This is a genomic window from Methylomonas rivi, from assembly GCF_024505165.1.
Classification (GTDB): Bacteria; Pseudomonadota; Gammaproteobacteria; order Methylococcales; family Methylomonadaceae; genus Methylomonas; species Methylomonas rivi.
Genome location: NZ_JANIBK010000049.1, coordinates 1 through 25,821, shown reverse-complemented (window position 1 = coordinate 25,821; position 25,821 = coordinate 1). Strand labels below are relative to the sequence as shown.

The following is a 25,821-nucleotide window of genomic DNA, read 5'->3' as shown; positions in this document are numbered from 1 at the left end:
GTTTTTTGGCAACGGCCGCCGGCGATTTTTCCGGCCGCGCGACCTTGCGCGCGGCGGGTTTTTGACGGGGGGTAATAGGTTTGGGACTAATGGCCACAGGTTGGTTTCGCGGATGGCGGTAGGTACTCTGCTGAAGGAAGCGGCTGCGAAGGAAGGCGGCAAGCCGTCTTCATTTCAGCCTTGTACAAATCGAAAACGCTGTCATTATAGCCAATTGAATTGACGGAACGAGGTTAATACGGTGTTAGGCAGTTTACAGAAAATGACCGCGCAATTGGCGGACACGGTCGCTTACCGGTTGCCGGTGGGCGACGACGAGATGGACTTGAATCCGCTGCTGGGACAACCCATTCGGCTGCGCCATAGCGGGCGGATTTTTTGCGTGCATTGCCAAAAAAAGACCAATAAAAGTTTCAACCAGGGCTATTGCTACCCCTGCTTCATCAAGCTGGCGCAATGCGATATGTGCATCATGAAGCCGGAAACCTGCCACTATGCCGCCGGTACCTGCCGCGAACCCGGTTGGGGCGAGGAATTTTGCTTTCAGCCGCACATCGTTTATCTGGCCAACTCTTCCGGCATCAAGGTGGGCATCACCCGCCGCTCGCAAACCCCGACCCGCTGGATCGATCAAGGCGCGGTGCAGGCCATGCCGGTGTTTCAGGTCGCCTCCCGGCATATTTCGGGCTTGATCGAAGTGGCCTTGGCAGCCCATGTCAGCGACAAAACCAGTTGGCAACAAATGTTGAAAAACAACGTCAAGCCGCTGGATTTGCCGGCGCAGCGGGACGAATTGCTGGCGAAATGCACCGACAGCCTGGCGGCCATTGCCGAACGGTTCGGTAGCGAGGCGATCACATTTTTGGCCGATGCCGAAACGCTGCATATCGAATACCCGGTGCTGCAATACCCGGCCAAGGTCAAATCCTTTAACCTGGACAAAGACCCGGAAGTGTCTGGAGTGCTGCAAGGCATCAAGGGCCAGTATCTGTTGTTGGACAGCGGCGTAATCAATATCCGCAAATTCAGCGGATACGAGGTGGAGGTGTCATGTTAGGCGTTGCCCGGTATCGCCGGGAATCAGTTTGAACAGTTGGGTCGAATAAGGGTATTTTTTTGTACAGGGAAAAATCGTTGCCGGTATGCTCCCGTAATAGAATGATGATCTGCTCTAGCGCGCTTTGCGACTTAAGCGGCCGGATCGACTCGGGGTTGACGGTGGAGGGTATGCCGCGCGGGGTATGATGCACGAAGGCATAAAATATGCAGGGGTAATTCCTGGGCCGGCGCAATAATGTCCGCCAGGCCGGCCTCTATCGCATTCCGCTGCATGGTATCGAATTTGGCCGATGCGGGTTCTTGGACTAAAGCCAGCCCGGCGTTTTCTTTAATGGCCCCTAAACCTAGCGTGCCGTCGCTACCCATGCCGGACAGGATCACGCCAATGGCGCGTTCGCGGCGGTCATCCACCAGAGTCCGGAAAAAGAAATCGATCGGCAGGCGCGGGCGCGGGCTAACGTCGGATCGAGATGCTGAATGACGATAAAAGCCAATCCGCTTTTGGCGGGTACGTTGGACAAAAACGCTTCCAAGGCTTCCAGCCCGCCCGCCGAGGCGCCAATGCCGATGATGGGCGGGGTATCGGCCGCGGTTCGCTTGGCAAGATTAGGGTTTGGCTTGGAACTAACAGGGGCGGTTGCAGGCGGATTGTTACGAGGGTTGGTCATGGGTTATGTTCACTCTCTTGGTTTTGTTGCCGAACGGGAAACCGTGCCTAATCCGGTTTGCCCGTCGCGTATTCATTCAAAAGTCTTGCACATGTTGCAGTAACTCCCTAACGCTTTAAAAATCGCCCCGACCCATGAAGGTAACCGGCCGAATTTTTTACTTTCGGAATCGGGGTTTATGGATACGTACTAGTACGTATATTAATCTGCCAGGGTAAGAGGTAAAGTAAAAAACACTTGCTAATTCAGTTACATGATGCGTTATGGGTCATGCCGGTTAAACCCTGCCGGCAAGCTTGAGATGGCCTGGAAAGCACCGGTTCGGCGGCGGGGTAAGCCTTTGCGTTTCTCCCGAAGCGTCCGGTCGAAATCGTGCCGGAAGCGCGGTTTCCGGCTTTTCCGGCAGCGCTAATATTAATCATGCATCCAATAAATAACGATACGGGAGAACGCCATGACGGAAAAAACCAAACAAGCCCCGCAAAAATTACCGGCCAACGAAGAAGAAGCGGCCGAAGCGGTTCCCGTGCCGGAGATCGACGAACGCATCGCCGAGCTGGCGTATTACAAGGCGGAAAGCCGCGGTTTTCAGCCCGGTTACGAATTACAGGATTGGCTTGAAGCCGAGAAAGAATTGTTGTTCGATTGACAAGCGTTCGATTGCAGCCAGCAGCGATCTCGCCTTGCGGCGGGGCCGTCCATACTGAAAATTTGACAAAGTCCGGAGTAAGCCATGAGCACTACAGAAAAAGAGATTAAAAAATCCGCTGAATTATTACCCGCCGCCGCATCCGGCAGCTTGTTTTCGATAAGCGAGCTGGATAATTTTTTTGACGATTTTTTATTGCGTAAATGGCCGCGGTTGCTGGATTGGAATTTTCCGGCCGGGTTCGAGAAAGGGGTTCCCAAAGTGGATATTCTCGATCGCGACACCGAGATAGAAGTTCAGGCTGCTTTGCCGGGCATCAGTAAAGACAATCTGGATGTGACGATCAACAATCAAACCATCACCATCCGCGCCTCCGCGGAACAGGCGTCAAAGGCGGACGAGGGCCGGTACTTCCGCCGGGAAATATCCCGTGGCGAATTTCAACGCAGCATTTCCCTGCCTGTCAATGTAGACGGCGACAATGCAACAGCGTCTTTTAAAGATGGCGTGCTGAAGGTGATTATCCCTAAAACGGAGCAAAGCAAACGTAAGACCATCGAAATTACCGATTGATTCGTGCGCTGAATTTTGAGGGATGTCGACATGAAACGTTCGCAGAATTTGCATACCCCGGACTCATTGGGGCAGAAAGAAATCGGCCGGGAGACCGCCATACATGAAGCGGGGCACGCCGCCGGCATTTATTTCGGCAACAGGCAAAAAGCCCTGCCGGTGGTGTTCTTCCGGATTTATATTCAATCCTCCGCAAGCGGGGGAAACGCTTCTTGGCTATCGGGCCATGCCAATAAGCAGTGTTCCGCCCAAATAGAGGGCGGCCGCCTGATTCACGCCTTGCCCTACTCGTTTCAGGAAGCGGTCAAACATTTTACCCCGGCGCAAAAACAGGATTATGCACGCGCTTTTGAGGCCGATATGTTTAATTTGTTGATTGGCCCCGTGGCGGAAGCCAAATACGTGTCCTTACGGGATGATGAGCCCCATAATTTCGATTTGGTCCATTTGGATTCCTTGCATTTTTATGGCGGCGCATCGGATTTGGAGGCGATTAACGAGTATATCGATTGTTTTTTGCGCGGAAATGCTCTAAAGGACAACAAAATTTCCGACTTATTCCAGGCCGCTTGCCGATTTGTTAGCGAACCCTCCCACTGGCGGGCCATTACCGGTTTGGCGGATGCTATTTTGGCCGCGGAAAACCAAATCATCGAATATGACGCTATTGTCGAGATACTGGAACAAGGGCAGCATATTGCCTGCGTGCCGAATACCCAGCCGCCCGCTTGTTTTCGCAGGCAGCTCATGCAGCCGCCGGATGGCGAAGCTCAAACAGCCGCGCCGGCCGATAGGAGCTCAATTTGGCGGCTGTCGTAAATGCCAAAATGCAGGTTGGATTAGCGTAATGTGGCCCAACAAAATCAATATGTTGGGTTTTATTGCATTCAGTAAGGCCCAGTTTTTACGGCAAACTTTTTTGGATAGAGGTCAACCATGACAACAACCAACAAAAGACAGAAGAAAAAATATAGCGCGCATCCCGAAGATATCGTGGTAGTAATACAGCTACCCTGTTTCGATGACGGAATAGCCAGGCTGGCTTATTTCAAGGCGGAAAAATGAGGTTTCGTACCCGGCTACGAACTGGATGATTGGCTGGAGGCGGAGCGGGAGTTCGTCCCGCGCTAGCCTCGAATTTTGCCTGCCGGCATGGGTCGAGGAGGGCACGTATCGATATGACCGATTTTTTCGCTAAATGATTAACGCCGATTGCCATGTTTCCAAAAAGTCCGCCGGAGGTCTGGCATGAACAAGCCGACGATGCCGCCCGTCAATAAAAGTCTTCGCGACCGGGCGGAGCAATGCGTGGCGGAACAACCGGTTGCCGGGCATTGCCATGACCAAGGCACTTCCTGCAAGCTGATACACGAGATGGATGTGTACGCGCTCGAGCTGGAGATGCAGAACCAAGAGCTAAAGAATGCGCAGGCAGATAGCCAGAGTGCCCTGCGGCGCTATACGGAATTGTACGATTTTGCGCCGGTCGGCTATCTCATGCTTGAAAAGAGCGGGCGGGTGGTTGAAATCAATTTAACCGGAGCGGCGTTATTGGGTGTAGAGCGGGGCAGCATCATGGGCCGCTCCATGGCCGCTTATTTGACGGATCGGCGGGCATTTCGGCATTATTTGCAGCAAACATTTCTATCGAGCGGCAATCTCATCGCCGAGCTCGGGGTTAAACGCGCGGATGGCGGCGTCATCGATATACAGCTGGAAAGCCGCGTAAGCCCGGACGATGACGGGTTGCCGGCCGTCATTCACACGATAATGACCGATATATCGCGGCGTAAGTCGCTCGAGCGGCAATTGCAGCGGCAACGCCACGAAATGGACGCATTGATCAAACAACAAGTGGCCATTCAAACCGCCGCCGCAATCGCTCACGATCTCAACCAGCCGTTGGCGGCCATTTCCGCTTACGGCGAAGTGGCGTTGCGTTCTCTGAATAAAGACGAGGTCAGCGCCAAGACATTGCAACGTGCGTTAAATGGCCTGGTGGAGCAGGCCCAGCGGGCCCGGGCTCGATCGCGAGGCGGTTAAACGGGTTTTTGAGCCTTTTTTTACCACCAAACGCAATGGCAGCGGACTGGGGTTGGCCATTAGCCGCTCTCTGGTCGAGGCTAACGGCGGGCAACTTTGGATGGATGCGCTGGCCGAAACCGGGGCCATATTCCATTTCACCTTACCGTTCGCTCCGATCGGACGATGAATCGAACCGGTCCCGCCGCCCGGGTTTTCATTATCGATGACGATGCCGGCATTCGTGATGCCTTGTCCTTGATGCTGGAGACGGAAGGTTTCTCGGTGGTAGCGTTTGATAGCGCAAACGCATTTCTCGCGGCAGTCACGCCGGATGACATCGGCTGCGCCATTATCGACATACAGATGCCCGGCATGGATGGGCTGCAACTACAGCAGGCGATGATGGAACGGGAATTTTCGTTGCCTATTATCTTTCTGACGGGACACGGCGACATTCCCAAGAGCGTGAGGGCTATCAAGGCGGGGGCGTTGGATTTTTTAACCAAGCCCATCACGCAAAAAAAACTTTTGGCCAGCGTTGACGATGCCTTGCAAGTGGCCTGCTTGCGGCATACTCAGCTAGAACGCCGCCACGAGATTGAAGGGCGAGTGAGGACGTTGACAAATCGGGAGCGTCAAATCATGTCGTTAATTCTGGCGGGGCACACCAGCAAGGATAGCGCGCGTCTGCTGGGTATCAGCCATCGCACGGTAGAAATCCATAGATCGCGGCTGATGGAAAAAATGGGCGTTGCCAATGCGCTCGATTTGGCGAGAGTTGCGCATGAGTGCGGCTTGGCGGTTAACGCCGGAGATGCCGAAGCAAGCGGCTCATTCTAAATCCGAAAAGTCGCGTCTGATCATGGCGACTTTCGATCGATATTCGGCGGCGTTGCCGTAATTAAAAAATTTATAATATCGGCTATGCAGGTTTTTTATGCGCCGGGCATGTTTAATGGGGCACCAGAATTGTTCGGTTCGCCCGGCTATTTCCTGCAAATAAGCAAACAGGCCGTTCATGTAGCTACAATAGGCGCAGTTGATTTTTTCGATGAAATTCAAATAGTTTAAATATTCCCGGTCAAAGGCAATGTAATCTTGCCGCCGCACTTTCGGAATGCCGTAAATCGGAAAGCAAGTCCATTGATACAAACTGCAAAACGCATCCAGGAGCAGGGCGGGGATCAGACAGCTCCATATGAAAGGCGCGCTGACGATGTGTTTTATCGGCGCATCCCGCAAATAGAGATACAGGGTTTTTATATATTCCTTATCCCGGATAATGGCATTTTCTTCGAAATAGACTTTGCGCTTACGAATTTCGTATGAAAAAATTTTCTCCTGCTTTTGCAGTTCCTCGATCAGTTCATTTTCCAAGCTCTTCATTTTGGCCAGTAACGCTTCGAGTTCGGTCGTCATAATTAAGTACGTGGCTGATAAAGCGGGTGAAAAAATCCAACCTGTAAGGATATGGTTGGAAACAACTTACCGAAATATATTGCCTTCGTAGGAGCGGCTTTAGCCGCGATGAGCGCCTTGATGGGGCTAAAGCCCCTCCTACCGGCAACCATCCACGAAAATACGGGGGATGTTATTTTTGACGAAACCCTAGGGTCGATATTCGAAGCGGTAGCGTTACATTCTCATAGAATCCTAACGGCTAATAATCAATATTCGAATTCAATAGTTCCGGCGCAACCATGGGTAACGTCTTTCCGGTATTCGCCTGTCTTTAACGACGTAATACCCGCTAAATTTCAAGGGCGGAAAATGCCGTCTAAACTATCATTCAATGGGGCTGGCTTGGCGCGGGTACGATGACCGACCAGCATCGCAGTTTTTCTTGCAAAGACAAGGCGGCGTGGGCCGGGCTGGTCGAAGGCAGACGTTGTAAACACAGCGTGGAATGACGCAAATCCGGCAGTACCAGACGCCGGAAAGCCTGCTCGGCGGTGGCGCCGTTGAAGAAAATGCGCCGAATGCGCGGATGGCTGGCCAAGAACCCTTTAAAGTCGTTGGCGACAACCGAGCTCTTTTCGATAGCCGCATCCAGGCTGCCGGGGCGGTAGCAGGATTGCATCACATCCCACAAGGCGATGTCGGCGTCGAGCAGGGCTCGGGTTTTGCTTGGGTAGTCCGGCAACGGGCCGCAAGCCAGCAATTCGGCCATGATGGGCCAGAATTGGTTGCGGGGGTGGGCGTAATATTCTCCGGCTTCCAGCGAAGCCTTGCCGGGGATGCTGCCCAAAATCAGGATGCGGGCGTTTTTACCGGCAATGGGCGGAAAGCTTCGGATAGCCGACATAAACCGGGGGCTATTCCAGCCCGTCCTCCGCTTGGCCGAATTTATCGGAGAAGCGCAGTAGCACATACAGGGCGCCGGTGCCGCCGGCTTTGGGCGGAGTGGAGCAAAACGCCAGCACGTCCTGGTGCTGGCGCAACCACAGGTTGATGTCGTTTTTCAGCACCGGCTGGTTGTCCGGCGAGTTATAGCCTTTACCGTGGATGATTTGCACGCAGCGGCAGCCGTCTTCCACGCAAAAATGCAGAAAGCGCAGTAGTTCTCGTTGGGCGTCGCGACTGCTCAGGCCGTGCAAATCCATTTCCGCGTCCACCCCGTAGTAGCCCTTGCGCAGTTTCTTCAGCACATTTTTTTGCAGGCCGGGGGCGATAAATCCCACCTTGTCTTCCTGATACAGGGTTTCCAGGCTGTCGGCCACTTCATTCTGCAAGGGATCGACCTGCTCCAGCGCTTTAACGGCGGGCAGCGGGCGGGGTTTTTTGTCGGGCTTCAGAACTACCGTATTGGTGTCCACGGGCCTGACTTTGCCGATCGCGTTTCTGAATAAGGCGCTATCGTCTGTGTGAGTGGGTTTTTTTGTCACGTAAGCTGCTGGTTTTGCGGTTTTTTTGCTAATATGGGCGCATTTTAAGCCATTCACAGCAGTATGCACATTCTGATCAGCAACGACGATGGATATTTGGCTCAAGGCATCAATGCGTTGGCGGCCGCCTTGCAAGCCCACGCCGATGTCTCGGTGGTGGCGCCGGATAAAAACCGCAGTGCCGCCAGCAATTCGTTGACGCTGGATATGCCGCTCCGGGCCACGGCCTGCGACAACGGCTTCGTACGGGTGGACGGCACGCCGACCGATTGCGTGCATCTGGCCATTACCGGCTTGCTGGCGCGCGAACCGGATATGGTGTTCGCCGGCATCAACCATGGCGCCAACCTGGGCGACGATGTGGTGTATTCCGGTACCGTGGCCGCCGCCACCGAGGGCCGCTTTCTCGGTTTGCCGGCGGTGGCCATTTCCCTGGCCGGCAGCGACCCCAAGCATTTCGATACCGCCGCGCAAGTGGCCGTGGTGCTGTTAAAGAAAATCCAGAACCACCCCTTACCCGACGACACTTTGTTGAATGTAAACGTGCCCGATCTACCCTTCGATCAGCTCAAGGGGTTCCAATCCACCCGGCTGGGGCAACGGCATAAGGCCGAAGCGGTGATTCGCTCCAGCGATCCGCGCGGGCAGACCATTTACTGGGTGGGGCCGCCGGGCAGCGAACAGGATGCCGGGCCGGGCACGGATTTCGATGCGATTCGTAACGGCTATGTCTCCGTCACGCCTTTACAACTGGATTTGACCCGGTTCGACCGTTTGGAAGGGCTGCGCGAGTGGCTGACAACAGAGGCATAAACATGAAGCAACGTTTGCAAGGTACCGGCATGACCTCTCGGCGCACCCGCGAACGCATGGTATCCCGGTTGCGGGCGCAAGGCATAGCCAATAGCAAGGTGTTGGCCGTCATGGCGGAGATTCCCCGCCATGTGTTTGTCGATGAGGCGCTGGAAAGCCGCGCCTATGAAGACACCGCCTTACCTATCGGCCATAATCAAACCATTTCCCAGCCCTATATCGTTGCCAGAATGACCGAGTTGTTGCTGGAAAAGGGCCCGCGAAGCAAAGTCTTGGAAATCGGCACCGGCTGCGGCTATCAAACCGCCATATTGGCCAAGCTGGTGGATCAGTTATATTCGGTGGAACGCATCGCGCCCTTGATGAAAAAAGCCCGCGATTTGCTGTGGGAATTGGGCATCAAAACGGTCGGTTTCAAGCATAGCGACGGCGGCTGGGGCTGGCCGGAACATGCGCCGTTCGACGGCATATTGGCCGCCGCCGCGCCGGCCGAAATTCCGGAGGCGCTGCTGGAACAAATGGCCGTCGGCGGCGTGATGGTGATTCCGGTCGGCAGGGAAGGCCGGCAAGACCTGCACCGCATCACCCGCACCGAAAACGGTTTTGAAGACGAAATCCTCGAACCGGTCGTCTTCGTGCCGTTTTTATCCGGCGTCAGCCAGTAGCCGCTCTTTTTAAGATGGAGCCCGATTAAGACGCGTCGTTTAGTCGACGCGTATCCGGCTTTCAGTTCGTTATTCGACTAGGCTGTCGGTTTTGTCGCCCAATCGCCGTACTGCCGGCATTTATAAATCGGCTGCATCGTGAAGTTTGTAAATCGCATAGGCCGGCTGCTGATAGGGGTGAGCGGCTAGCAAGGCCGCGACTGCGGCTTTGATCCGCTCGTCGGTACAAATCATTTCCACTTTGTATTCCGCTACCCGTTCCAGTTTTCCAATCTGTCCCAGAAAAGGTTGGCTGTCCGCCAGCGGCCGGAACTGGCCTTGGCCCAAGGTTTGCCAGGCGCATTGGTCGTAATCGTTAAATTGTCCCGCACCCGCTGCAAACAGAGCATTCTTAACTTGATCCAGGTGGCTGGCGGGGACATAAAAAGTCAGTTGATACATGGCTGTATTTTAACTGGCGCCGGCCAGTAAAAACACGCCCCATAACACGACCACCACGGTCAGATCTTCTATTCGATTGATGGCGAATTGCCGGTATTGCCGGCTGCGCATGGCAATTTGATTGGCTTTTTGGTCTTTCATATGAACGGAATGTTGCATCACGATTGATTCTCCCGATGTTTTTCTGTCTTAAATACGGATAATCCGGTTCGGGCCGCCTTGCTTCTGAGGAAGTTACGCGGCAGCCAAAATGTTTTTCTTTTGTTTTTACTGAGTATAGATGAAAACAAAAAAAGAACAAATTTTTATCTCAAACTTCTCTTAGCAGTTCAGGATGTGGTGTTGCGGATAGATTTTTGGCGGATATTGTTTAAGCTAAATAGCAGGGATTAACCTAAAAACTGACTTTTTTAGGATTAATGAAAAGCGCGAGTGCGGGCTCGGCTATGTGATTAACGTATTAGGGGCTGTCGCCGTTTTGAAAAGATAGGCTTGAAAACGAATTATTTTGCCGCACTGATTTTTCTGATTAGCAAGATGCTTCAGCAAAGCCAAAAACGCCGTCATGCTCGCAGAGCCTGCCCCCGGCTTGAACGGGGGGATGCGGGCTCCAGTGCCACGGATGGTAAGCTTCGATAGTCTGGATTCCTGCAATCCCTGCCGAAATGACGATTTTCGGGGTTTACCATTGAGTTAGCTGAAGGAGCTTGCCAATCAGGTTGATTTTTTCGATCAAGCGACAAGCAACCTATGCCACGGCAACGATTTACGGATGATTACCGGAACAAATTTAAAACCTGTCAAGTTTTTTTGAGTATTTATGGGGGAGTAGTTACCGTATCGCTATACAAGCAGCCAGCTACCAAGCTAATTGCGCTGTATCTAAATCAACCGCAAGCCGGGTGGCAAGGCTTCGCCGAATACCTGTTTCTCCTGACTCTCGTCCAGCTGTTTGTATTCTGCGACCATCTCCTGCCAGGACGTGGCGGCCTTGGCTTGTTTGAGTTTGTCCAGCACCTGCAGGCGCAAATCGTCGTCGATATCGCGCACTCTATCATCGCAACGTCGGGCCAGCAGGGTGGCGGCGAAGCCGGCTTGCGGCTGTTTCTTCCAGTCTGCTTTCAGCAATTGCCCCAGCCAATCCGCCGCGATAACCGGCGCGATGACGTCGTGGTTATTGCCGTGGAATAGAATCCGCCCGCCGATCCGGCCCAGCGCCCACCAGCTGGATTCCGGCTCGCCGGCTTTTTCCAGGCGTTTCAGCAGCCAACCGCCCAATTGGATTTTGTCGGCCACCGGCAGGCGCTCCAGCGCTGCCGCCAGTCGCACCATGTCTTCGTAACCGCGCATCGCCAATTGTTTGGCCACCCCGGCCTGACGGGCGGCGGCCGGATTGATGAATTTGGCGATGTCCTTAAAAATGCGTTGCTGCGCCTCGGCGTTCAAACCGCCGGCCACCCGCCGCCACAGCGTCCACCATTCGGTCCAGTTCTGTTTTTCGTTGACGAACTGCAGGCCTTCCGGATACAGCTTCCATAGCTGTTCGGCCCGCCAATCGTCCAGCGGATAACCGAAACCGGGCCGCAGGCAAAAGCCGCTTAAACTCAGCCACAGACGTTCGTGCTGCTCGCTGCGGCGGCGGTATTTGCCGCCTTCCAGCAGGGCGCCGAATAATTCCCGCAATAGCGGCGTTTGCCAATCGCCGCGCGGCGCGGCCAGAATTTTTTCCAGATCCGCGCGCAGGGTTTTAACCGCCTGAGGATCGATTTGTTTGGATTTGGCGCCGAACACGGCCTGAATTTTCTCCAAGGCCTGCGGCAATTGACTGGGTAATTCCGCGCTGACGCTAAGCTGGGCCTTTTTGCGGATTTGAAACTCCACATCCCAGCGCTGGCTGGCATCGTTTACTGCTACGCATTGCAATTGCAGGGTGCCGACCTCGGTATAGGTTGCCAACAGTTGCACGATGACTTCAACTTTCTGCTCGCCTTCAAACGCCACCGCCAATGGCGGCAGACTGTGAAAGCGCTCGTCATCTATTTGCACCAAGGCACCGGGGGGATAGTCGCCGTCGCCGTTGCTGGACAACAAATGAAAACGCACCGGCTGGCCGACCCGCAAGGCAAACTGCCTGTCGTTCAATAAAACCTCGTGGCCTTCTTCGCTGCCCTTGGGCAGAATGCAGACACCTTGCCGCACCGCATCCTTGCCCTGTTGGGTGTCTATCTGCAGGAAATAACTGCGCGCCGCGCCGCCGGCAATTTTGAGTTTTTTCTCCTGCCGGGCCATGGCGTAACTGACCGCGCCGTAAGCCACGGCCAGTTCCGGATGGCGATTGTCCAGTACATGCGGCGCGCGGCCGTCCCGCCAACTGCTCAACAACGCCGTCACGCGTTGCACCAAAGCCTGACTGCGAAACACCCCGCCGTTCAACAGCAAGGCATCCGGCACGCCGCTTTCGCCATTCAATGCCGCCCGGGCGGAGGCGGCATGCAATTGCAAAAAAGCGGCAATATGCTTGCTGATGGCCGGCTCCGCAGCGTAGGGCAAGCCGAATTCCACCACCCCGCTGCGTTTTTTGTCCGGTAAATCGTATAAGTCCGATAGCGGCAAAAAACCGTCCAACGCAATTTGTCTGACTTCTTCTCGGCTCAACTGCGTGCTTTTGGTGCCGCCTATCAGTTTGGAGCCGCCGCCCAGCAAGGTCACCGGCATCTGCTCCGGCGCGTCATCCGCCAACAGGCGCTCCTTGGCAATGCGGCATTGTTCTAGCAATTGCGATAAATCCGCCGTGGAAAGTTTTTTATCGCCTACCCGCAAGCGGCTTTCCGCCAGATGCGCCAAGGCCAAGTCGATATTGTCGCCGCCCAACATCAGATGGTCGCCGACCGCTATCCGCGTCAATTGCGGTTCGCCTGTGCCGTATTCGACTTTAATCAGCGTCAAATCCGTGGTGCCGCCGCCGACATCGCAGACCAACAGTAGGCGGCTGCCCGCCAAACTATCGGCAACGCTGCCGGCATGCCGGCGCAGCCAGTCGTAACACACAGCTTGCGGCTCCTCCAATAAGCGGATGCCGGTCAGTCCGGCCAGTTTGGCCGCTTCCACGGTCAAGGAACGGGCCGATTCGTCGAACGAGGCCGGCACGGTAATCACCACTTGCTGCTGTTGCAGCGGCGCATCCGGAAAACGCTGTTCCCACACAGTACGCACATGCTTTAAATAACTGGCGCTGGCTTCCAACGGCGACACCTTGAATACCGAGTCGTTGCTACCCCACGGCAAAATCGCAGCAGTGTGATCAACGGACGTATGCGACAACCAGCTTTTGGCGCTGGTCACCAGCCGGCCTTGCGATTTGGCGCCCAACACCCGCGCCGCTTCGCCCAATACCGCGCCGTCTTCCGCGATTAAAAAGCCGGCGCCGGCCTGCAATTCGCCATCCGCCGGATGGTAGCGCACCGAAGGCAGCAGGGGCCGGGCGGCCACTTCGCCCAAAGCCACCAGCTGCGGGATTTCGAATAAATGTATCTTCTTTTCGGGATCGTTGACGCCGGCATAAGCCGCAACCGTGTGGGTGGTGCCGAGATCTATACCGACTAGATATTGAGGTGTTTGTTTGTTCACAAGTGGTTTGAAAAAATACGCTATTTGATTGAATAGGAATAACAGCTCTGCACGGGGTTATTATTACACATTGCTTTCAGCCTAATTTAAACTCGCCCCTGGGAATACTTTACCGGTTACTCACCAAGTTTGGTCGCGGATTTAGGGCGTCCCAAGTCTTTTAAATTTCTCACTATGCAAGTTCCAGCTTTCATCCAGGCAGTAGTGGACTTAACCTGGAAACTAGCGCTACTATATTCGCGCAATATTTTTAGGACGCACCGACAGAGTAGGTCAATTGATTTTGCCGACATCATGTCACACAACCTCATTAATCAGGAACTCATAATGAAGAAAGTCATTGCCATAGCAATTTTTACATTTTTATTTTTTTCCAATGCATCTCGTGCCGGACTGGCTACAACGGGTAGTGTTTACTTGAATGCGGAACCGGGCAGCTGGGTAGGCGGAGGGATAGGCGCCAGCGAAGTCTTATGGACCCATGGGGTGGAAGGTATCTTTTCGATATCCAAAAATTTCGATAAAGGTGTAACGGTTAATTTTGACGACGGAAAACTTTGGTCGTTCAACTTTGCCGCGCCTACTTATGATGCCGCAACAAATACCAACAACGGCAATGAACTCACAGTCGGGTTTTACGATCAGGCAACTCGATTTCCATTTAATTCGCCCACGAAACCGGGACTTGATTTTTCGGGAAATGGCCGCGGAAATAATACGCTTGGCGGCTGGTTCGACGTTCTTGAGATTGTATACGGGCAAAACAATGACATTTTACGGTTTGCGGTTGACTTCAGACAGTTCGACGAACGCGAGGACATGAGCGGCCCAAGCACCTACGGGTCATTGCGGATAAATTCCGACATTCCGGTTAACCCGGTTCCAATTCCCGGAGCGGTAATTTTGTTTGTAAGCGGCCTGATGATGCTTACCGGCGCACCGGGTATGAAACGCAATTTAACAATTCAGTCCGCTTAAACAACAATCTCCTCGTCCTGCAAATAACACCCGGGATCCTCGGCCCAAAAGTCGCCGCTGATTTGATGGGCGCGCACCCGGGTGTTACCGTTGCAAATAGCCTGATAACCGCAGCTGCCGCAACGGCCTTTCAACGGCCTGGGCGTGGCTTTCAAACCGGCCATTAAAGGGTCGGACACATCCCGCCAGATCTCGGAAAAAGGCCGTTGCCTCACATTGCCCAAGCCATAATGCCACCAAAAGGTATCGGGATGCACATTGCCGAGATTGTCGATGTTGGCAACATTGACGCCGGAGGCGTTGCCGCCCCATTGCCGCAGTTTGGCCTGCAGATGTTCGGCTTGCTCCGGAAACAGGCGCTTGACCCAATGCAGAAAATACACCGCGTCGGCATCGTTGTTGCCGGTCACCACCTCTCTATGCAGGCCTTGTCGTTCCCATTGCAGGGATTTCTCGAAAAGCCGGTCCATCACCTGCCGGGTCAATTGAAACGCGGCATCGTCCTTGCGGTTTTTGTTGCCGCGGCCGCCGTAATTCAGGTGCGACAGATAGAATTTATCGATGTCTTCGTCGTCCATCAATTGCAGCAAGGCGTCGAAATCGTGGGCATTGTCCTGGGTCAGCGTAAAACGCACCCCGGCCTTGATGCCATGCTCACGGCATAAACGAATGCCCGCCAGCGAGGCGTCGAAGGAGCCTTGTTTTTGCCGGAATTTATCGTGCGCCTCGCGCATGCCGTCCAGGCTGACGCCGATGTATTGGTAGTCGATCGCGGCAATCTGTTCGATGTTGTGCTGATCGATCAAAGTACCGTTACTGGACAAGGCCACATAAAAGCCCATATCGCGGGCCCGTTGAGAGATGGCAAAAATATCCGGATGCAATAAAGGTTCGCCGCCGGACAGAATCAATACCGGCACCTTGAAGGCTTTCAGATCGTCCATCACCGTGAAAATTTCCGGGGTGGTCAATTCGCCCGGAAAATCGATGTCGGCGGAGGTGGTGTAGCAATGCTTGCAGGTCAGGTTGCAGCGGCGGATCAGGTTCCAGATCACCACCGGCCCGGACGGTTTGCGCGCCACCGCCAACGGAGCCGGCTGCAACAGTTCCCGCATGTACTGGCTGAGTCTGAACATGTTATCCCGCAATCCTTAAGCCGGTTTTTTTGAGTATTTTGCTGCTGTACAGCACCGCGTGCCGGCGCACATCGTCACCCAGCAGCTCGGCGATGACGGCAATTTGCCGCTCGGCGTCCTGTTCGGTTTTTGCATGCACCATGGCAAACAGGTTATACGGCCAATCCGGTAAATGCCTGGGGCGCTGGTAACAATGGCTGACGAAGGGTAATTCGGCGACACGCTGGCCCAGGCTGTGCACGTGTTCGTCCTCGACATCCCAGACCGTCATGCCGTTGTAGCAATAGCCGATTTTATAATGGTTGGGCACGGCGGCGATGCGGCGGATTACTCCGCTTTCCTGCATGTTCACCATGCGCCGCATGACCTCCGGTGCCGTCAAACCCAGTTGCTCGGCAATGGCCTGGTAAGGCTCGGCCACCAGTGGCAAGCCAGCCTGGGTGGCATGGATGATTTGTCTATCGATAGCGTCAATCTGCATCATACTTCCAATTGCAAACCCACGTAGTATTCGCGGATTTTCGGCATGTTGTAGACCGGCAAACCGGTTTGCCGTTCGATTTGTTCGATCGCGCTTTCCACTTGTTCGGGCCTTTCGGTCGCCAGCACAAACCACATATTCAGCGTATGGTTCCTGGCGTAGTTATGCGCCACTTCCGGGAAGCCGTTGACGATCTCGGCGACTTCCTCGAAGCGTTCTTCCGGCACTTTCAAAGCGGCCAGGGTCAAGGCGCCGCCCATCTGTTCGGCGTGATACATCGGCCCGAAGCGCGACAACACTCCGTCGTCCAGCAGAGTTTGCAATCTGCTCAGAAGCTGGTCTTCCGTGATACCGATTTGCTCGGCGACTTGCCTGTATGGCGATTCGCAAATGGGAAAGCCCTTTTGCAATACGTTAATAATGAGCTTGTCGGTATCATCCATGGCTGGCCTCTAAGCGCGGCTGCCGGGCTTGCCGGTAAAGAGCACCCCGCTGTTTGAAACAACGGCGGCTGAACAGCACTTCAAAGGCGATGCCGGATAAGCCGCAGCTTTGCTGCAGCGCAGCCCATTGTTGCATCACCAACTCGCGGCTTTTGCCGTGTATCATGCAATACAGGTTATACGGCCAGGTTTCGCCCCGTCGCGGCCGTTGGTAACACAGGTTGACGAAACTGAACCGGCTGATTTGCTGGCCAAGCTCCGCCACCCGTTCATCGGGAATGTCCATCACTATCATGGCATTGGCCCGGTATCCCAGCTGCCTGTGCTTGACCACCACCCCCCAGCGCTTGATCAGGCCCTGAGATTTCAGATTCATTAACCTGTCTATCACGTCCTGCTCGCTAAGCGCCAATTGCGCGGCTATGGCCGCATAGGGCCGGGCCGCGATCGGCAAACCGGCCTGCACGGCGGCAATCAGCTGAAAATCGATGGCGTCAATCATGCAGATTCAACTCGAAACCCAGGTTGATGAAATAATCGGCCAGCATCGGCAACAACATGGTCTGATAGCCGCTACGGGCTTCGATATCGGCAATCACGCCATGCAGATGTTCGTCGTTGTCGGCGATCAACACAAACCACAGATTAAAGCGGTTTTCGCGTTCGTAATTGTGGTTGACTTCGGGGTAACTGCTGACCAGTTCCGCCACCCAGGCCAAATCGGCGTCGGATACCGCCATCGCCACCAGCGCACTGCTGCCGATGGCATTCGGCGCGATCACCGGGCCGATGCGGCTGATCAGCTGTTGCTCGGCCAGCACTTGAAACGCCGCCAACACTTCGTCTTCGCTGACGCCCAACTGTTCCGCGATGTCGCGGTAAGGCGTGGGACTGAGCGGAAAGTCCTGCTGATAATTATTCAAAAGTTGTTTGTGCAGCGGCGACAACATGGCTTACAAACCTAATTGATTGGCGCGGTTGCTGAAGAAAATGCCGCTGGGTTTTTGCGCCGGCAAGCGGGCGGTTTCGCTGAGTGTTTCAGTGTCGTACAGCATCACCCGGTCTTCATCGCGCACCGCCAACCACACCGCTTCGCCGCGCGGGGTAAACTCCATGTGCATCACCGCCTTGCCGGGTTGCAGAGTTTTAACGACGCTAAAATCCTTGACGTCTATGACCTGTACGTTTTGATTATCCGGAAAGGCGAAATTCACCCACACCTGCCGCCCGTCCGGCCGCGACATCACGAACACCGGCTGACCGGCCACCGGAATGCGTTTGGCCAGCGACCAGTCGCGCTTGTCTATCACCAACACTTCATGCCGGCCCACGGCCGGCACCAACAGCCAGTCGCCGGCCACCGTCCAGCCTTCCAGATGCGGCATTTTATAAACCGGGGTTTGCTCGTCGTCCTTGCCGTAATCTTGCAGGATATGTTTGACGCCCAGCTCCGGCTGCCATAAATCCAACAAGGCCAGGCCTTTTTCGCCGAACAAGCCGGCAAGATAATAATGGCCGTCCGGGGTCAGCAAGGCGTCGTAGGGTTGTTTGCCGATACTTTGGAATTTTTGCACTTGCGGCTGGCGCGGATTTTTGGCGTCTATCAGCCAGATTTCATTGCCTTCGAACAAACTGCAAACGAAGCGTTGGCCGGGCGCATCGACCAAGCCGACCACCTTGGATAATTGATTGTCTTCGCCATAAACCGCCGGAATTTCGGCCAGTTGTTCCAGCGTATCGGCATCGAACAGCTTGACGCCGCCCGGCGTGTAATTGGATACGGCGATGATCTTGCCGTCCTGGGAAATCGCCCCGCCTATGCTGTTGCCGGCCTGCACGACGCGTTTGACTATCTCGTCCCGCAGCAAATCGATCTTGGTCAGACCGCCGTCGCGGCCGAACACGTAGGCGTAGCGCTGGTCGCGGGAAAATACCACCGAGGCGTGCGACAAATCGCCCAAGCCTTCGATACGGCTCAGCATGGCGGGCTTACTGGTATTGACGATTTGCGCGCTGCCGGCTTCGCGTTCTATCACCACGCCGAGATCGCCGGTAGCGCGCAATTCCATTTGGCCGCAAGCGCTTAGCAATAAGGAAAAGACCAAAGGCAAAACGGAAATTAAAGATTTCATCATCGGGAATGTTTAGTCGGCGCATCAGCCCCAAGGCTTAATGCCGCCAGCAATAGCGCTAAAAATATCAAGTATGGGCTTGGATTATTGATATACCTGCCCGGCAACCTTCAACCAGCCATCGGCATGGCGCCGGCCCGGATCTCTATGGGTCCAGTGCAGGGTACCGCCTTTGTCGCTCCATTCGTACTCGCCGTAAAAAGACACCGTATCGCCGACCCGCAGGTTTTCGATTTTGGGCGCTAGATCGATGTTATGCGCAACCAGCACGGTTCGGCCGGATTGCAGGCGCAGAATGAAGCGCTGATGGCGGCTGCCGTGGTTGTCGTCGGGCAATATTTTGATCACCGCGCCTTCGCCTTGCATCTGGATATCGCTACGATGAGCGCGAAAGGCTTGCTCCAGAATCGCATCGTTTGTCGCATTGGCGGTTTCCGCCCATACGCCCGGCACCCCGCCGGCCAACAGTAAAAGCATGGTCAACGCAATGACTTTATTCATTTCCAACCCTCCTGCCGCAACTGCTGGACCAGCCAGGCGGTTTCTTCGAGCGATAAAAATTGTTGCCACGGCGGCATGGCCGACCCTGCTTTACCCTTTTGGATTACCTCAAGCAAAAAGGCGTCGGTTTTATTCGCCAACGCCTCCGGCATTAACGACGGCCCCAGACCGCCCTTGGGCGGCAAACCGTGGCAGGAACCGCAATCGTGCTTGAGCAGATCGATCAGCTCTTGCTGTCTTTGCGGAGTAGGTTGCTCCGCAAGGACAGCCGCCGATACTAAAGCCAGCAGCCAGACCGGACGCATGGCTTACGGCTTGACGCTGCCGTAATAATGCGCAATGTCGTTGATATCCTTGTCGGTCAAAGAGCCGGCAATAGCGTTCATGATCTCCGATACGCGCGTCTTGTCCCGATACTGCTTGATGGCCGTTTTCAGGTACTCGGTATCGCGCCCGCCCAAGGGCGGAAACGGCGCATCGGCGCTGGGGTTGCGAATGCCGTGGCATTGAGAGCATACCGCGGCCGCTTTGGCTTGCCCGGCATACAAACTGGCCGCCTGACTGCCGCCAGCGGTCAACAGGCCGGCCAGTATGAAAACAGAGTGTCTCATTTTCATTTTGATTGCTCCATTTCGTCGGGCGACAAGCCACGGGTCATGTATTTGACCCGGCCTCTGGAGAAAATACCGGCCGGGCTTTCCATCGGCACGGAGGCGACTTTTTGCAGGGTGTTGGAATCGTAGACCACTACTTCATCGCCGTTATAGCCGGCGCTGATATACAGGAACTTGCCGTCGGCGCTGTATTCCGGGAAATAGGCGTGTCCGCCGACATCCAGGGTTTTCACGACTTCCAGGGTTTTCTTGTCGATCAGTTGCACGGTGCGGGCGCGTCTGTCCTTACTGATGATATCTACAGCCACATACGGCGCATTGGCGTGCGCGGCCGGCGATTCGGTACCGCCGGACACCGGAATTTGTTTGACCACTTCCATTTTGTCCAAGTCCCAGACGCTGACCACCATCTTGTCGCAATCGCCGAAGTTGGTGCCGAAGCCCAGCGTGCGGCCGTCGACCACCACCGCTGAACCGCCGCCGACATGCGGCACGCAACCAGCCGGCAATTGCTTGATCAGTTTACGCTCTTCCAGATCGATCGCGGCGACAATACTGTCGTCATACGAAGCCACCATCAGTTTTTTGCCGCCGTGAGTCAGGAAGGCGTCATGCAAATGGCGGCCGACTTTTTCGATTTTGGTGACCGGGAAGCCTTCTTTTTTATAATCGACGATCCAGACCTGGCCGGCATTTTCCAGCGCAATCGCAAAAATATCCGCATACGGGGTGCCGATGATCATGCCGGAATCGGAGGACACCATCTTGCCGTCGGGATCTATGCCCTCCAGCTCAAAGGTTTTCAAGGGTTCCAGCGTGTCGGCATCCAGAATCACCGCGTTGTGCGGCACGAAGGAACCGGCCATGATGTATTTGCCGTCGCGCGACACGCCCATGCCGGGGCCGTTCCAGCCGGTCTTGATGCTACGTACCGCCTGCATCGAATACAAATCCACTTTAAAAATTTCGGCGGTGTCGGTTTTCACATAAGCCCAGCGCGGATTGGCCGGATTGAAATCGATGATATGCGCGGCCACGCCGGTCGGTACTTCGCCGACTTTTTGATGCGTGACGCTGTTGATAAAAATGGCTCTGGAGCCTTCGCCGCGGCCGTATTTACCGCGCGCCGCCACGCCGATCAGGTTATCGATGTTGTCGATTTGAAAAGTCGGTTTGGCGGGTAACGTGCTTTCATCCTTGACGTAGACTTTCAGCGATTTTTTCATATCGTCGATAGTCCAGGCCGGATTCGGCTGTTTGGAGGTCGCTTGCAGATGTTTGATGACGCCGCGGATCTCGTCGTCGTTCAGCTTGCCGTAGAAAGGCGGCATCAGGGTATCGAAGCTGCCGGCCATGACGATGGTGCGCAAGGCGGTGGGGCTGCGGCCTTTCAAGGTTTCGCTATTTAATGCCGGCGCCAGATAGCCGCCATGATCGGAACCGTGGCAGCTGGCGCAATTATCTTCGTACAACTGGTGCATATCGTCGGATTTTGCCATCGCCACCCCGGATGACAGTAGCGTTGCAATCGAAACCGCCAGCAAGGATTGATTCAGTCGTCTTGTTATCGTTTTTTTCATAATGAATGCCTGTCATCCGCAAATTAAAAAAAGAGCCAACTCAAAAATATTAAACCATAAATTCCTGGCGACACTCTCTTTAGCGCACCAGTATGGCTCAAATTTGGGTTGACTCAAGGCCGAATGTTATAAAATATCGAGTCGATATTAAAGCAGCGTAACCCGGCCCTTGTCAACCTCAAAAGCAATGATAAAATAACCCCATGCCACAAACCGACATTTACGAACTCATAGAATGCATGACCGCGCTGATACGCTCCGAAGAGCGTAAAAAATGCACGGAACTGGGCTTGCAGCCCGTACACTTTCAGGTTTTGAACTACCTGTCGCGAGCCAACAAATACAGCAACACCCCGGCGGCCGTTGCCAATTATCTGGGCATGACCCGCGGCACCGTCTCGCAGACCCTGATCATCCTGGAAAAAAAAGGCTACATCGAAAAAACGCCGGACGGCAACGACAAGCGGGTGATTCATTTGCGCCTGCTGGCGGAAGGCGCCGAAGTTCTTAAACAAGCCCGGCCTTCCGATTTGTTTTCCAGCGCTACCGGTATCCTGCGCACCACGGGCCAGGAACTGACCGATGCCAACGTGTTTCAGCAAGCGCTGACCGCGCTGCAAAAAGCCAACCAATCGCAATCGTTCGGGGTATGCAAAACCTGCCGCAATTTCAGCGAAAAAGACGGCGAATTTTTCTGTCAGCTGACGCAAGAAACGCTTACCGTCGACGACAGCGAAAAAATTTGCCAGGAACATACCCCTGTCTAGGCCCGGCGCCAAGCCGCTTTTTCCAAAATTCGGGCCGCCGCCATGCCGTCGATGATTTTCCCGCGCATTGCCTTGACCCCCGGCGAACCCGCCGGCATAGGTCCCGACCTTTGCATACGGCTGGCGCAACAGCCGCAACCCTGCGAACTGGTGGCCATTGCCGACCCGGAATTGTTACGAGAGCGGGCCGAACAACTGGGCTTGCCGCTAACGATTCGGCCATTCGATCGCAATAAACCGGCCGATCCCGTGCCGGCGGGCGGCTTGACAGTGCTGCCGGTCGCATTGGCCGAGCCGGCTCGTTGCGGCCGCTTGAACCCCGCCAACAGCGCCTACGTATTGGAGACCATCCGCCTGGCCACGCAAGGCTGTGTGGACAATACCTTCGCCGCCATGGTCACCGCCCCGGTGCATAAAGGCGTCATCAACGACGCCGGCATCCCGTTCAGCGGCCATACCGAATTCATCGCCGCCATCACCGGCGGCACCCCGGTGATGATGCTGGCCACGCCGGGTCTGCGGGTGGCGCTGGTCACCACGCATTTGCCGCTCTCGCAAGTCAGCGCCGCGATTAGCCCGGAATTGTTGACAAACATCATTCGCTTGCTGGATAAAGATCTGCGCCGGCGCTTCGCCATAATCAAGCCCAAAATACTGGTTTGCGGCCTGAATCCGCATGCCGGCGAAAACGGCCACCTGGGGCGCGAAGAAATCGAAATCATCGAGCCGACGCTGGAAGCCCTGCGTTGCGAGGGCATTAATCTATACGGCCCGCTACCCGCCGACACCCTGTTCACGCCGAAATATCTGGACACCGCCGACGTGGTACTGGCGATGTACCACGACCAAGGCCTGCCGGTATTGAAACACAAAGGCTTCGGCCAAGCCGTCAACATCACCCTGGGTCTGCCCATCGTCCGCACCTCGGTCGACCACGGCACCGCGTTGGAACTGGCCGGCACCGGCAAAGCCAGCCTCGGCAGCCTGCAATTTGCCTTGCAAACGGCTTTAGACATGCTCCCATCTCATCAAACAAGACAATGACCCATACCGCCCGCAAACGTTTCGGCCAGAATTTTCTGCAAGACCACCGCGTCATCACTGATATTCTGGATTACGCCCATCCGCAAGCAGGCGAGCATTGGGTTGAAATCGGCCCCGGCCTGGGGGCGCTAACCCGGCCGTTGCTGGACACGGGCGTCAGGCTGGATGTGGTGGAACTGGACCGCGACTTGGTCGCTCATCTGAAAAAACAGTTTGCCGGCAACGACCGGCTCAGCATACACAGTGCGGATGCGTTGAAATTCGACTTCAATGCCTTGGCGACAGCCGGCCAAAAGCTGCGGGTGATCGGCAACCTGCCCTATAACATCTCCACCCCGCTAATGTTTCATTTACTGGAAACCACCGCCTGCGTGGAAGACATGCATTTCATGCTGCAAAAAGAAGTGGTGAACCGGATTTGCGCCGAACCCGGCAGTAAAAAATACGGCCGCCTCAGCGTGATGATGCAGTATTTTTGCGAAACGGAATGGCTGTTCGACGTACCGCCGGAAAGTTTCAGTCCGGCCCCGCAAGTCATGTCGGCCATCGTGCGCCTGGTGCCGCACGGCAAGCCGCCGGTCGAAATCGGGAGTTTTCTTCATTTCAGCCAGCTGGTTACCCAGGCGTTTTCGCAACGCCGCAAAACCCTGCGCAATTCGTTGAAAAACTTTATCAGCGAAGAGGCGATAGCGGCATTGGGGATTGATGCTAATTTGCGGGCTGAATCGGTGTCGTTGGGGGAGTTTGCTTTGATTAGTCGGCATAGTTTGAGGAATAGCTAACCTTAAACAGCAAATCAATGGTGTCGCTATCGCGACGGATTGTTTAAAGTCGGTTCCCGCACCGACAAGCGGGATACTTTTCTTTGCTTGTCCAAAGAAAAGTATCCAAAATAAACGACCCCCGGATTCCGCCAAAATCACTCGACACATCCATGTGCCTCGCCCTTCGGGTGCGATGCATGCAAATCGGCTATCCTGCCGATTTGTCCTGCGCTTCTCGCTTTTGACGAGGGTTTTCGAAGGACCATCCCTGGCCCTACGAAAACGAGCGGCATCCATGCCGCTCCCCTGCGGGCCCATTTCGCCAAAAGCTGCGATGCTCGGGGCGGAATAACGGGATTTACCCCCCCTGTATCGATTACTGATTTCTATCAGAAGCGCGACATAGCTGGCGCGCTTCTGTAATGAGCATATCTAATTTTCCTTGTGGCCAACGTTGGAGCAACAACGGAACAATACCTTCTTTTTTTAACGGTGCAGAAAACTCATCAAGCCCAGACAGCAGTCGACTGACCAATGCACGATCAATGGCAAATGTCACTTGTTCAATTGAGAACGAAGCAACTTTCCAGTAACTTTCATCCCCGTCAGGCCCATGCTGATTTTCAACTTTCGTAATTACACCTGCCTTCATTAGCATGCTCATAACCTTTTTGACGTCTGCAGCTGTAAACTTTGTTGCTTCGCCACCGGCGATTGCAAGTTCGGCCATCTCAGAACGAGTCATAACATCTAAATCTTTCAGTCGGTAATAGCATTCTTCAATTATCGGTAACGGCAATGACCGCCAGCCTTTATTTCTTAATATTGACCGGTACTGATCGACTAAATCGTGCGGGGCAAGGTTATTACTAAGCTCAGTATTTACACTTTGAGACGAAACACCGAAAGCCTTTTGATTAACGAATGAAACAAGCCACGATTTTCCGCTTTGATGTAGTTCAACACTATCCACTTGATTTACAAAGTCGTTAAACCCCTTAAACCCTAGTTTTTTTTCATCAAAAGCGCTGTCAATATTTAACATCCGCGCTTTCAAAGTTGAACAATTGGCGGGCTCATCGAAAGTTCCTAAAGCTTTTTCTAACAAATCGGCAGCATCATCAAACGCCGAAGCAAGAGTAGCCTCGTCAGTTTTTTCTGTGCTTTTTTCACGTTCTAAATAAATAAAACGAGAACATGAACTTTTTACTGATTCGCTGAGTGCGGAACGTGGGCCAGCGCCGACAACTTGCCGTCCCATTTCTCGTAATCGCCTGAACAAAGGACTGAAATCTGAATCACCAGTTGCCAACGCTATCCATCGTAAATCTGGATCACGCCACGCGTACTCCATTACATCAACGACTATTTGAATGTCTGCAGAGTTCTTACCGCTTATAGGATGAAACGTATGAATTAATTCAAAGCCAAGACGATTAAGTATGTTTTGATGAGGCGTCAAACTCGGCTGAGTCCATTTTGCATAAGCCCGTCTTACAATGATGGCGCCCATGGAAGTAAGTTCTTCAATCAATTGCTCCAAACCATCTTGCTTTACCCATTGCGTTAGATTTTCTACGTCAACAAAAATCCCTACCCTATCCACTGTCTGCATTTATGATTCCTTGAATTATCTAAAATTCGACAAAGCTCCGAGCATTTTTGTATCAAACGTACAAAATCGTCAAATCACTTTCCATTTCGTAACAGGTTTACTCCCGTTATTCCGCACCGAGCATCGCAGCTTTTGGCGAAATAGGCCCGCAGGGGAGCGGCATGGATGCCGCTCGTTTTCGTAGGGCCAGGGACGGCCCTTCGAAAACCCTCGTCAAAAGCGAGAAGCACAGGAAATTGGCGGAATCCGGGCCGCCTTTTCTTTGGATACTTTCTTTTGGCGGCGCAAAAGAAAGTATCGCGGCCGTCGGTCCGAGAACCGACTTTAAATAACCCGTCGCGATAGCGACACCTTAGTCAGG

The 25,821-nt window shown here is 54.3% G+C and carries 31 protein-coding genes and 2 pseudogenes; 15 read left to right on the top strand and 18 right to left on the bottom strand.

Annotated elements, in window-relative coordinates; translation table 11 throughout:
• Positions 1–241 precede the first annotated feature (241 nt).
• Positions 242–1,057 (top strand): DUF2797 domain-containing protein, encoded by an 816-nt coding sequence (locus tag NP596_RS10950; RefSeq protein ID WP_256615389.1) that lies wholly within the window; start codon positions 242–244, stop codon positions 1,055–1,057.
• Between the two features lie 131 nt (positions 1,058–1,188).
• Here the strand turns inward: NP596_RS10950 and NP596_RS10945 are convergent.
• Positions 1,189–1,727: pseudogene (locus NP596_RS10945) on the bottom strand (chemotaxis protein CheB).
• A 454-nt stretch (positions 1,728–2,181) separates the two neighbouring features.
• Between NP596_RS10945 and NP596_RS22045 the strand changes: the two are divergent.
• The 8 genes and pseudogenes from NP596_RS22045 to NP596_RS10915 all read left to right on the top strand — a co-directional run bounded on the left by NP596_RS22045 (position 2,182) and on the right by NP596_RS10915 (position 5,814).
• A complete protein-coding gene (locus NP596_RS22045; protein ID WP_371927942.1) occupies positions 2,182–2,376 on the top strand; it encodes a DUF2934 domain-containing protein in 195 nt (64 codons plus the stop codon).
• 84 nt (positions 2,377–2,460) lie between these two features.
• Positions 2,461–2,949 (top strand): Hsp20/alpha crystallin family protein, encoded by a 489-nt coding sequence (locus tag NP596_RS10935; protein ID WP_256615388.1) that lies wholly within the window; start codon positions 2,461–2,463, stop codon positions 2,947–2,949.
• Between the two features lie 30 nt (positions 2,950–2,979).
• Positions 2,980–3,768, top strand: coding sequence for a hypothetical protein (locus NP596_RS10930; RefSeq protein WP_256615387.1), 789 nt, complete (start codon positions 2,980–2,982; stop codon positions 3,766–3,768).
• 117 nt (positions 3,769–3,885) lie between these two features.
• Complete coding sequence (locus tag NP596_RS10925) at positions 3,886–4,014, top strand: hypothetical protein (RefSeq protein WP_256615386.1); 129 nt, start codon at positions 3,886–3,888, stop codon at positions 4,012–4,014.
• Positions 4,015–4,080, top strand: a pseudogene (locus tag NP596_RS22040) (DUF2934 domain-containing protein); the annotation flags it as partial.
• A gap of 117 nt (positions 4,081–4,197) precedes the next feature.
• The gene (locus NP596_RS10920; RefSeq protein WP_256615385.1) at positions 4,198–4,992 is read left to right on the top strand and encodes a PAS domain S-box protein; all 795 of its coding nucleotides are present in this window, start codon (positions 4,198–4,200) and stop codon (positions 4,990–4,992) included.
• The gene (locus tag NP596_RS22035) at positions 4,940–5,161 is read left to right on the top strand and encodes an ATP-binding protein (RefSeq protein WP_371927941.1); all 222 of its coding nucleotides are present in this window, start codon (positions 4,940–4,942) and stop codon (positions 5,159–5,161) included. Before NP596_RS10920 ends, NP596_RS22035 begins: the two co-directional genes overlap by 53 nt.
• Positions 5,158–5,814, top strand: coding sequence for a response regulator transcription factor (locus NP596_RS10915; protein WP_256615384.1), 657 nt, complete (start codon positions 5,158–5,160; stop codon positions 5,812–5,814). The genes NP596_RS22035 and NP596_RS10915 overlap by 4 nt, the downstream gene beginning before the upstream one ends.
• On the opposite strand, the gene NP596_RS10910 is transcribed toward NP596_RS10915, so the two are convergent.
• The 3 genes from NP596_RS10910 to NP596_RS10900 all read right to left on the bottom strand — a co-directional run bounded on the left by NP596_RS10910 (position 5,806) and on the right by NP596_RS10900 (position 7,859).
• On the bottom strand, positions 5,806–6,393 hold the full coding sequence (locus NP596_RS10910) for a hypothetical protein (protein ID WP_256615383.1): 588 nt from the start codon (positions 6,391–6,393) through the stop codon (positions 5,806–5,808). The two genes, NP596_RS10915 and NP596_RS10910, sit on opposite strands and share 9 nt — an antisense overlap.
• A gap of 370 nt (positions 6,394–6,763) precedes the next feature.
• Positions 6,764–7,279, bottom strand: coding sequence for a DNA-deoxyinosine glycosylase (locus NP596_RS10905; protein ID WP_256615382.1), 516 nt, complete (start codon positions 7,277–7,279; stop codon positions 6,764–6,766).
• Between the two features lie 10 nt (positions 7,280–7,289).
• Entirely contained in the window at positions 7,290–7,859 is a 570-nt protein-coding gene (locus NP596_RS10900; protein WP_256615381.1) for a Smr/MutS family protein, read from the bottom strand.
• A gap of 63 nt (positions 7,860–7,922) precedes the next feature.
• Here NP596_RS10900 and surE point away from each other — a divergent pair, with 63 nt between their 5' ends.
• Positions 7,923–8,672, top strand: a complete 750-nt coding sequence (gene surE / locus NP596_RS10895; RefSeq protein ID WP_256615380.1) for a 5'/3'-nucleotidase SurE — start codon at positions 7,923–7,925, stop codon at positions 8,670–8,672.
• Positions 8,673–8,674: 2 nt separating this feature from the next.
• Positions 8,675–9,337: a protein-L-isoaspartate(D-aspartate) O-methyltransferase gene (locus NP596_RS10890; RefSeq protein WP_256615379.1), complete on the top strand. Its 663-nt coding sequence runs from the start codon at positions 8,675–8,677 to the stop codon at positions 9,335–9,337.
• A gap of 120 nt (positions 9,338–9,457) precedes the next feature.
• On the opposite strand, the gene NP596_RS10885 is transcribed toward NP596_RS10890, so the two are convergent.
• The 3 genes from NP596_RS10885 to NP596_RS10875 form a co-directional block, all read right to left on the bottom strand.
• Positions 9,458–9,778 (bottom strand): YqfO family protein, encoded by a 321-nt coding sequence (locus NP596_RS10885; RefSeq protein ID WP_256615378.1) that lies wholly within the window; start codon positions 9,776–9,778, stop codon positions 9,458–9,460.
• Positions 9,779–9,787: 9 nt separating this feature from the next.
• Positions 9,788–9,940 (bottom strand): hypothetical protein, encoded by a 153-nt coding sequence (locus NP596_RS10880; protein WP_256615392.1) that lies wholly within the window; start codon positions 9,938–9,940, stop codon positions 9,788–9,790.
• 720 nt (positions 9,941–10,660) lie between these two features.
• Positions 10,661–13,405 carry an Hsp70 family protein gene (locus NP596_RS10875; protein WP_256615377.1) on the bottom strand — a complete coding sequence of 915 codons (2,745 nt, stop codon included), beginning with the start codon at positions 13,403–13,405 and terminating at the stop codon, positions 10,661–10,663.
• 327 nt (positions 13,406–13,732) lie between these two features.
• On the opposite strand from NP596_RS10875, the gene NP596_RS10870 reads away from it, so the two are divergent.
• On the top strand, positions 13,733–14,383 hold the full coding sequence (locus tag NP596_RS10870) for a hypothetical protein (RefSeq protein WP_256615376.1): 651 nt from the start codon (positions 13,733–13,735) through the stop codon (positions 14,381–14,383).
• Here the strand turns inward: NP596_RS10870 and nirJ are convergent.
• The 10 genes from nirJ to NP596_RS10820 all read right to left on the bottom strand — a co-directional run bounded on the left by nirJ (position 14,380) and on the right by NP596_RS10820 (position 21,270).
• On the bottom strand, positions 14,380–15,519 hold the full coding sequence (gene nirJ, locus NP596_RS10865; RefSeq protein ID WP_256615375.1) for a heme d1 biosynthesis radical SAM protein NirJ: 1,140 nt from the start codon (positions 15,517–15,519) through the stop codon (positions 14,380–14,382). The two genes, NP596_RS10870 and nirJ, sit on opposite strands and share 4 nt — an antisense overlap.
• 1 nt (position 15,520) lies before the next feature.
• Positions 15,521–16,000 carry a siroheme decarboxylase subunit beta gene (ahbB, locus tag NP596_RS10860; RefSeq protein WP_256615374.1) on the bottom strand — a complete coding sequence of 160 codons (480 nt, stop codon included), beginning with the start codon at positions 15,998–16,000 and terminating at the stop codon, positions 15,521–15,523.
• Positions 16,000–16,443, bottom strand: coding sequence for an Lrp/AsnC family transcriptional regulator (locus NP596_RS10855; protein ID WP_256615373.1), 444 nt, complete (start codon positions 16,441–16,443; stop codon positions 16,000–16,002). Before NP596_RS10855 ends, ahbB (NP596_RS10860) begins: the two co-directional genes overlap by 1 nt.
• Positions 16,436–16,945 (bottom strand): siroheme decarboxylase subunit beta, encoded by a 510-nt coding sequence (gene ahbB, locus NP596_RS10850; protein ID WP_256615372.1) that lies wholly within the window; start codon positions 16,943–16,945, stop codon positions 16,436–16,438. The genes NP596_RS10855 and ahbB (NP596_RS10850) overlap by 8 nt, the downstream gene beginning before the upstream one ends.
• Positions 16,938–17,393, bottom strand: coding sequence for an Lrp/AsnC family transcriptional regulator (locus tag NP596_RS10845; RefSeq protein WP_256615371.1), 456 nt, complete (start codon positions 17,391–17,393; stop codon positions 16,938–16,940). Before NP596_RS10845 ends, ahbB (NP596_RS10850) begins: the two co-directional genes overlap by 8 nt.
• Positions 17,394–17,396: 3 nt before the next feature.
• Entirely contained in the window at positions 17,397–18,575 is a 1,179-nt protein-coding gene (locus NP596_RS10840) for a cytochrome D1 domain-containing protein (RefSeq protein WP_305891744.1), read from the bottom strand.
• A gap of 84 nt (positions 18,576–18,659) precedes the next feature.
• The gene (locus NP596_RS10835) at positions 18,660–19,076 is read right to left on the bottom strand and encodes a DUF3465 domain-containing protein (RefSeq protein ID WP_256615370.1); all 417 of its coding nucleotides are present in this window, start codon (positions 19,074–19,076) and stop codon (positions 18,660–18,662) included.
• Positions 19,073–19,381, bottom strand: coding sequence for a c-type cytochrome (locus tag NP596_RS10830; RefSeq protein ID WP_256615369.1), 309 nt, complete (start codon positions 19,379–19,381; stop codon positions 19,073–19,075). The genes NP596_RS10835 and NP596_RS10830 overlap by 4 nt, the downstream gene beginning before the upstream one ends.
• A 3-nt stretch (positions 19,382–19,384) precedes the next feature.
• A complete protein-coding gene (locus tag NP596_RS10825; protein ID WP_256615368.1) occupies positions 19,385–19,693 on the bottom strand; it encodes a c-type cytochrome in 309 nt (102 codons plus the stop codon).
• Positions 19,690–21,270, bottom strand: coding sequence for a nitrite reductase (locus NP596_RS10820; protein ID WP_256615367.1), 1,581 nt, complete (start codon positions 21,268–21,270; stop codon positions 19,690–19,692). The genes NP596_RS10825 and NP596_RS10820 overlap by 4 nt, the downstream gene beginning before the upstream one ends.
• 203 nt (positions 21,271–21,473) lie before the next feature.
• Here NP596_RS10820 and NP596_RS10815 point away from each other — a divergent pair, with 203 nt between their 5' ends.
• The 3 genes from NP596_RS10815 to rsmA are packed head-to-tail and all read left to right on the top strand — an operon-like array spanning position 21,474 to position 23,863.
• The gene (locus tag NP596_RS10815) at positions 21,474–22,037 is read left to right on the top strand and encodes a MarR family winged helix-turn-helix transcriptional regulator (protein ID WP_256615366.1); all 564 of its coding nucleotides are present in this window, start codon (positions 21,474–21,476) and stop codon (positions 22,035–22,037) included.
• 42 nt (positions 22,038–22,079) lie between these two features.
• The gene (gene pdxA / locus NP596_RS10810) at positions 22,080–23,081 is read left to right on the top strand and encodes a 4-hydroxythreonine-4-phosphate dehydrogenase PdxA (protein WP_371927940.1); all 1,002 of its coding nucleotides are present in this window, start codon (positions 22,080–22,082) and stop codon (positions 23,079–23,081) included.
• Complete coding sequence (rsmA, locus tag NP596_RS10805; protein ID WP_256615365.1) at positions 23,078–23,863, top strand: 16S rRNA (adenine(1518)-N(6)/adenine(1519)-N(6))-dimethyltransferase RsmA; 786 nt, start codon at positions 23,078–23,080, stop codon at positions 23,861–23,863. The genes pdxA and rsmA overlap by 4 nt, the downstream gene beginning before the upstream one ends.
• A 358-nt stretch (positions 23,864–24,221) precedes the next feature.
• On the opposite strand, the gene NP596_RS10800 is transcribed toward rsmA, so the two are convergent.
• On the bottom strand, positions 24,222–25,460 hold the full coding sequence (locus NP596_RS10800) for an NYN domain-containing protein (RefSeq protein ID WP_256615364.1): 1,239 nt from the start codon (positions 25,458–25,460) through the stop codon (positions 24,222–24,224).
• Positions 25,461–25,821 lie beyond the last annotated feature (361 nt).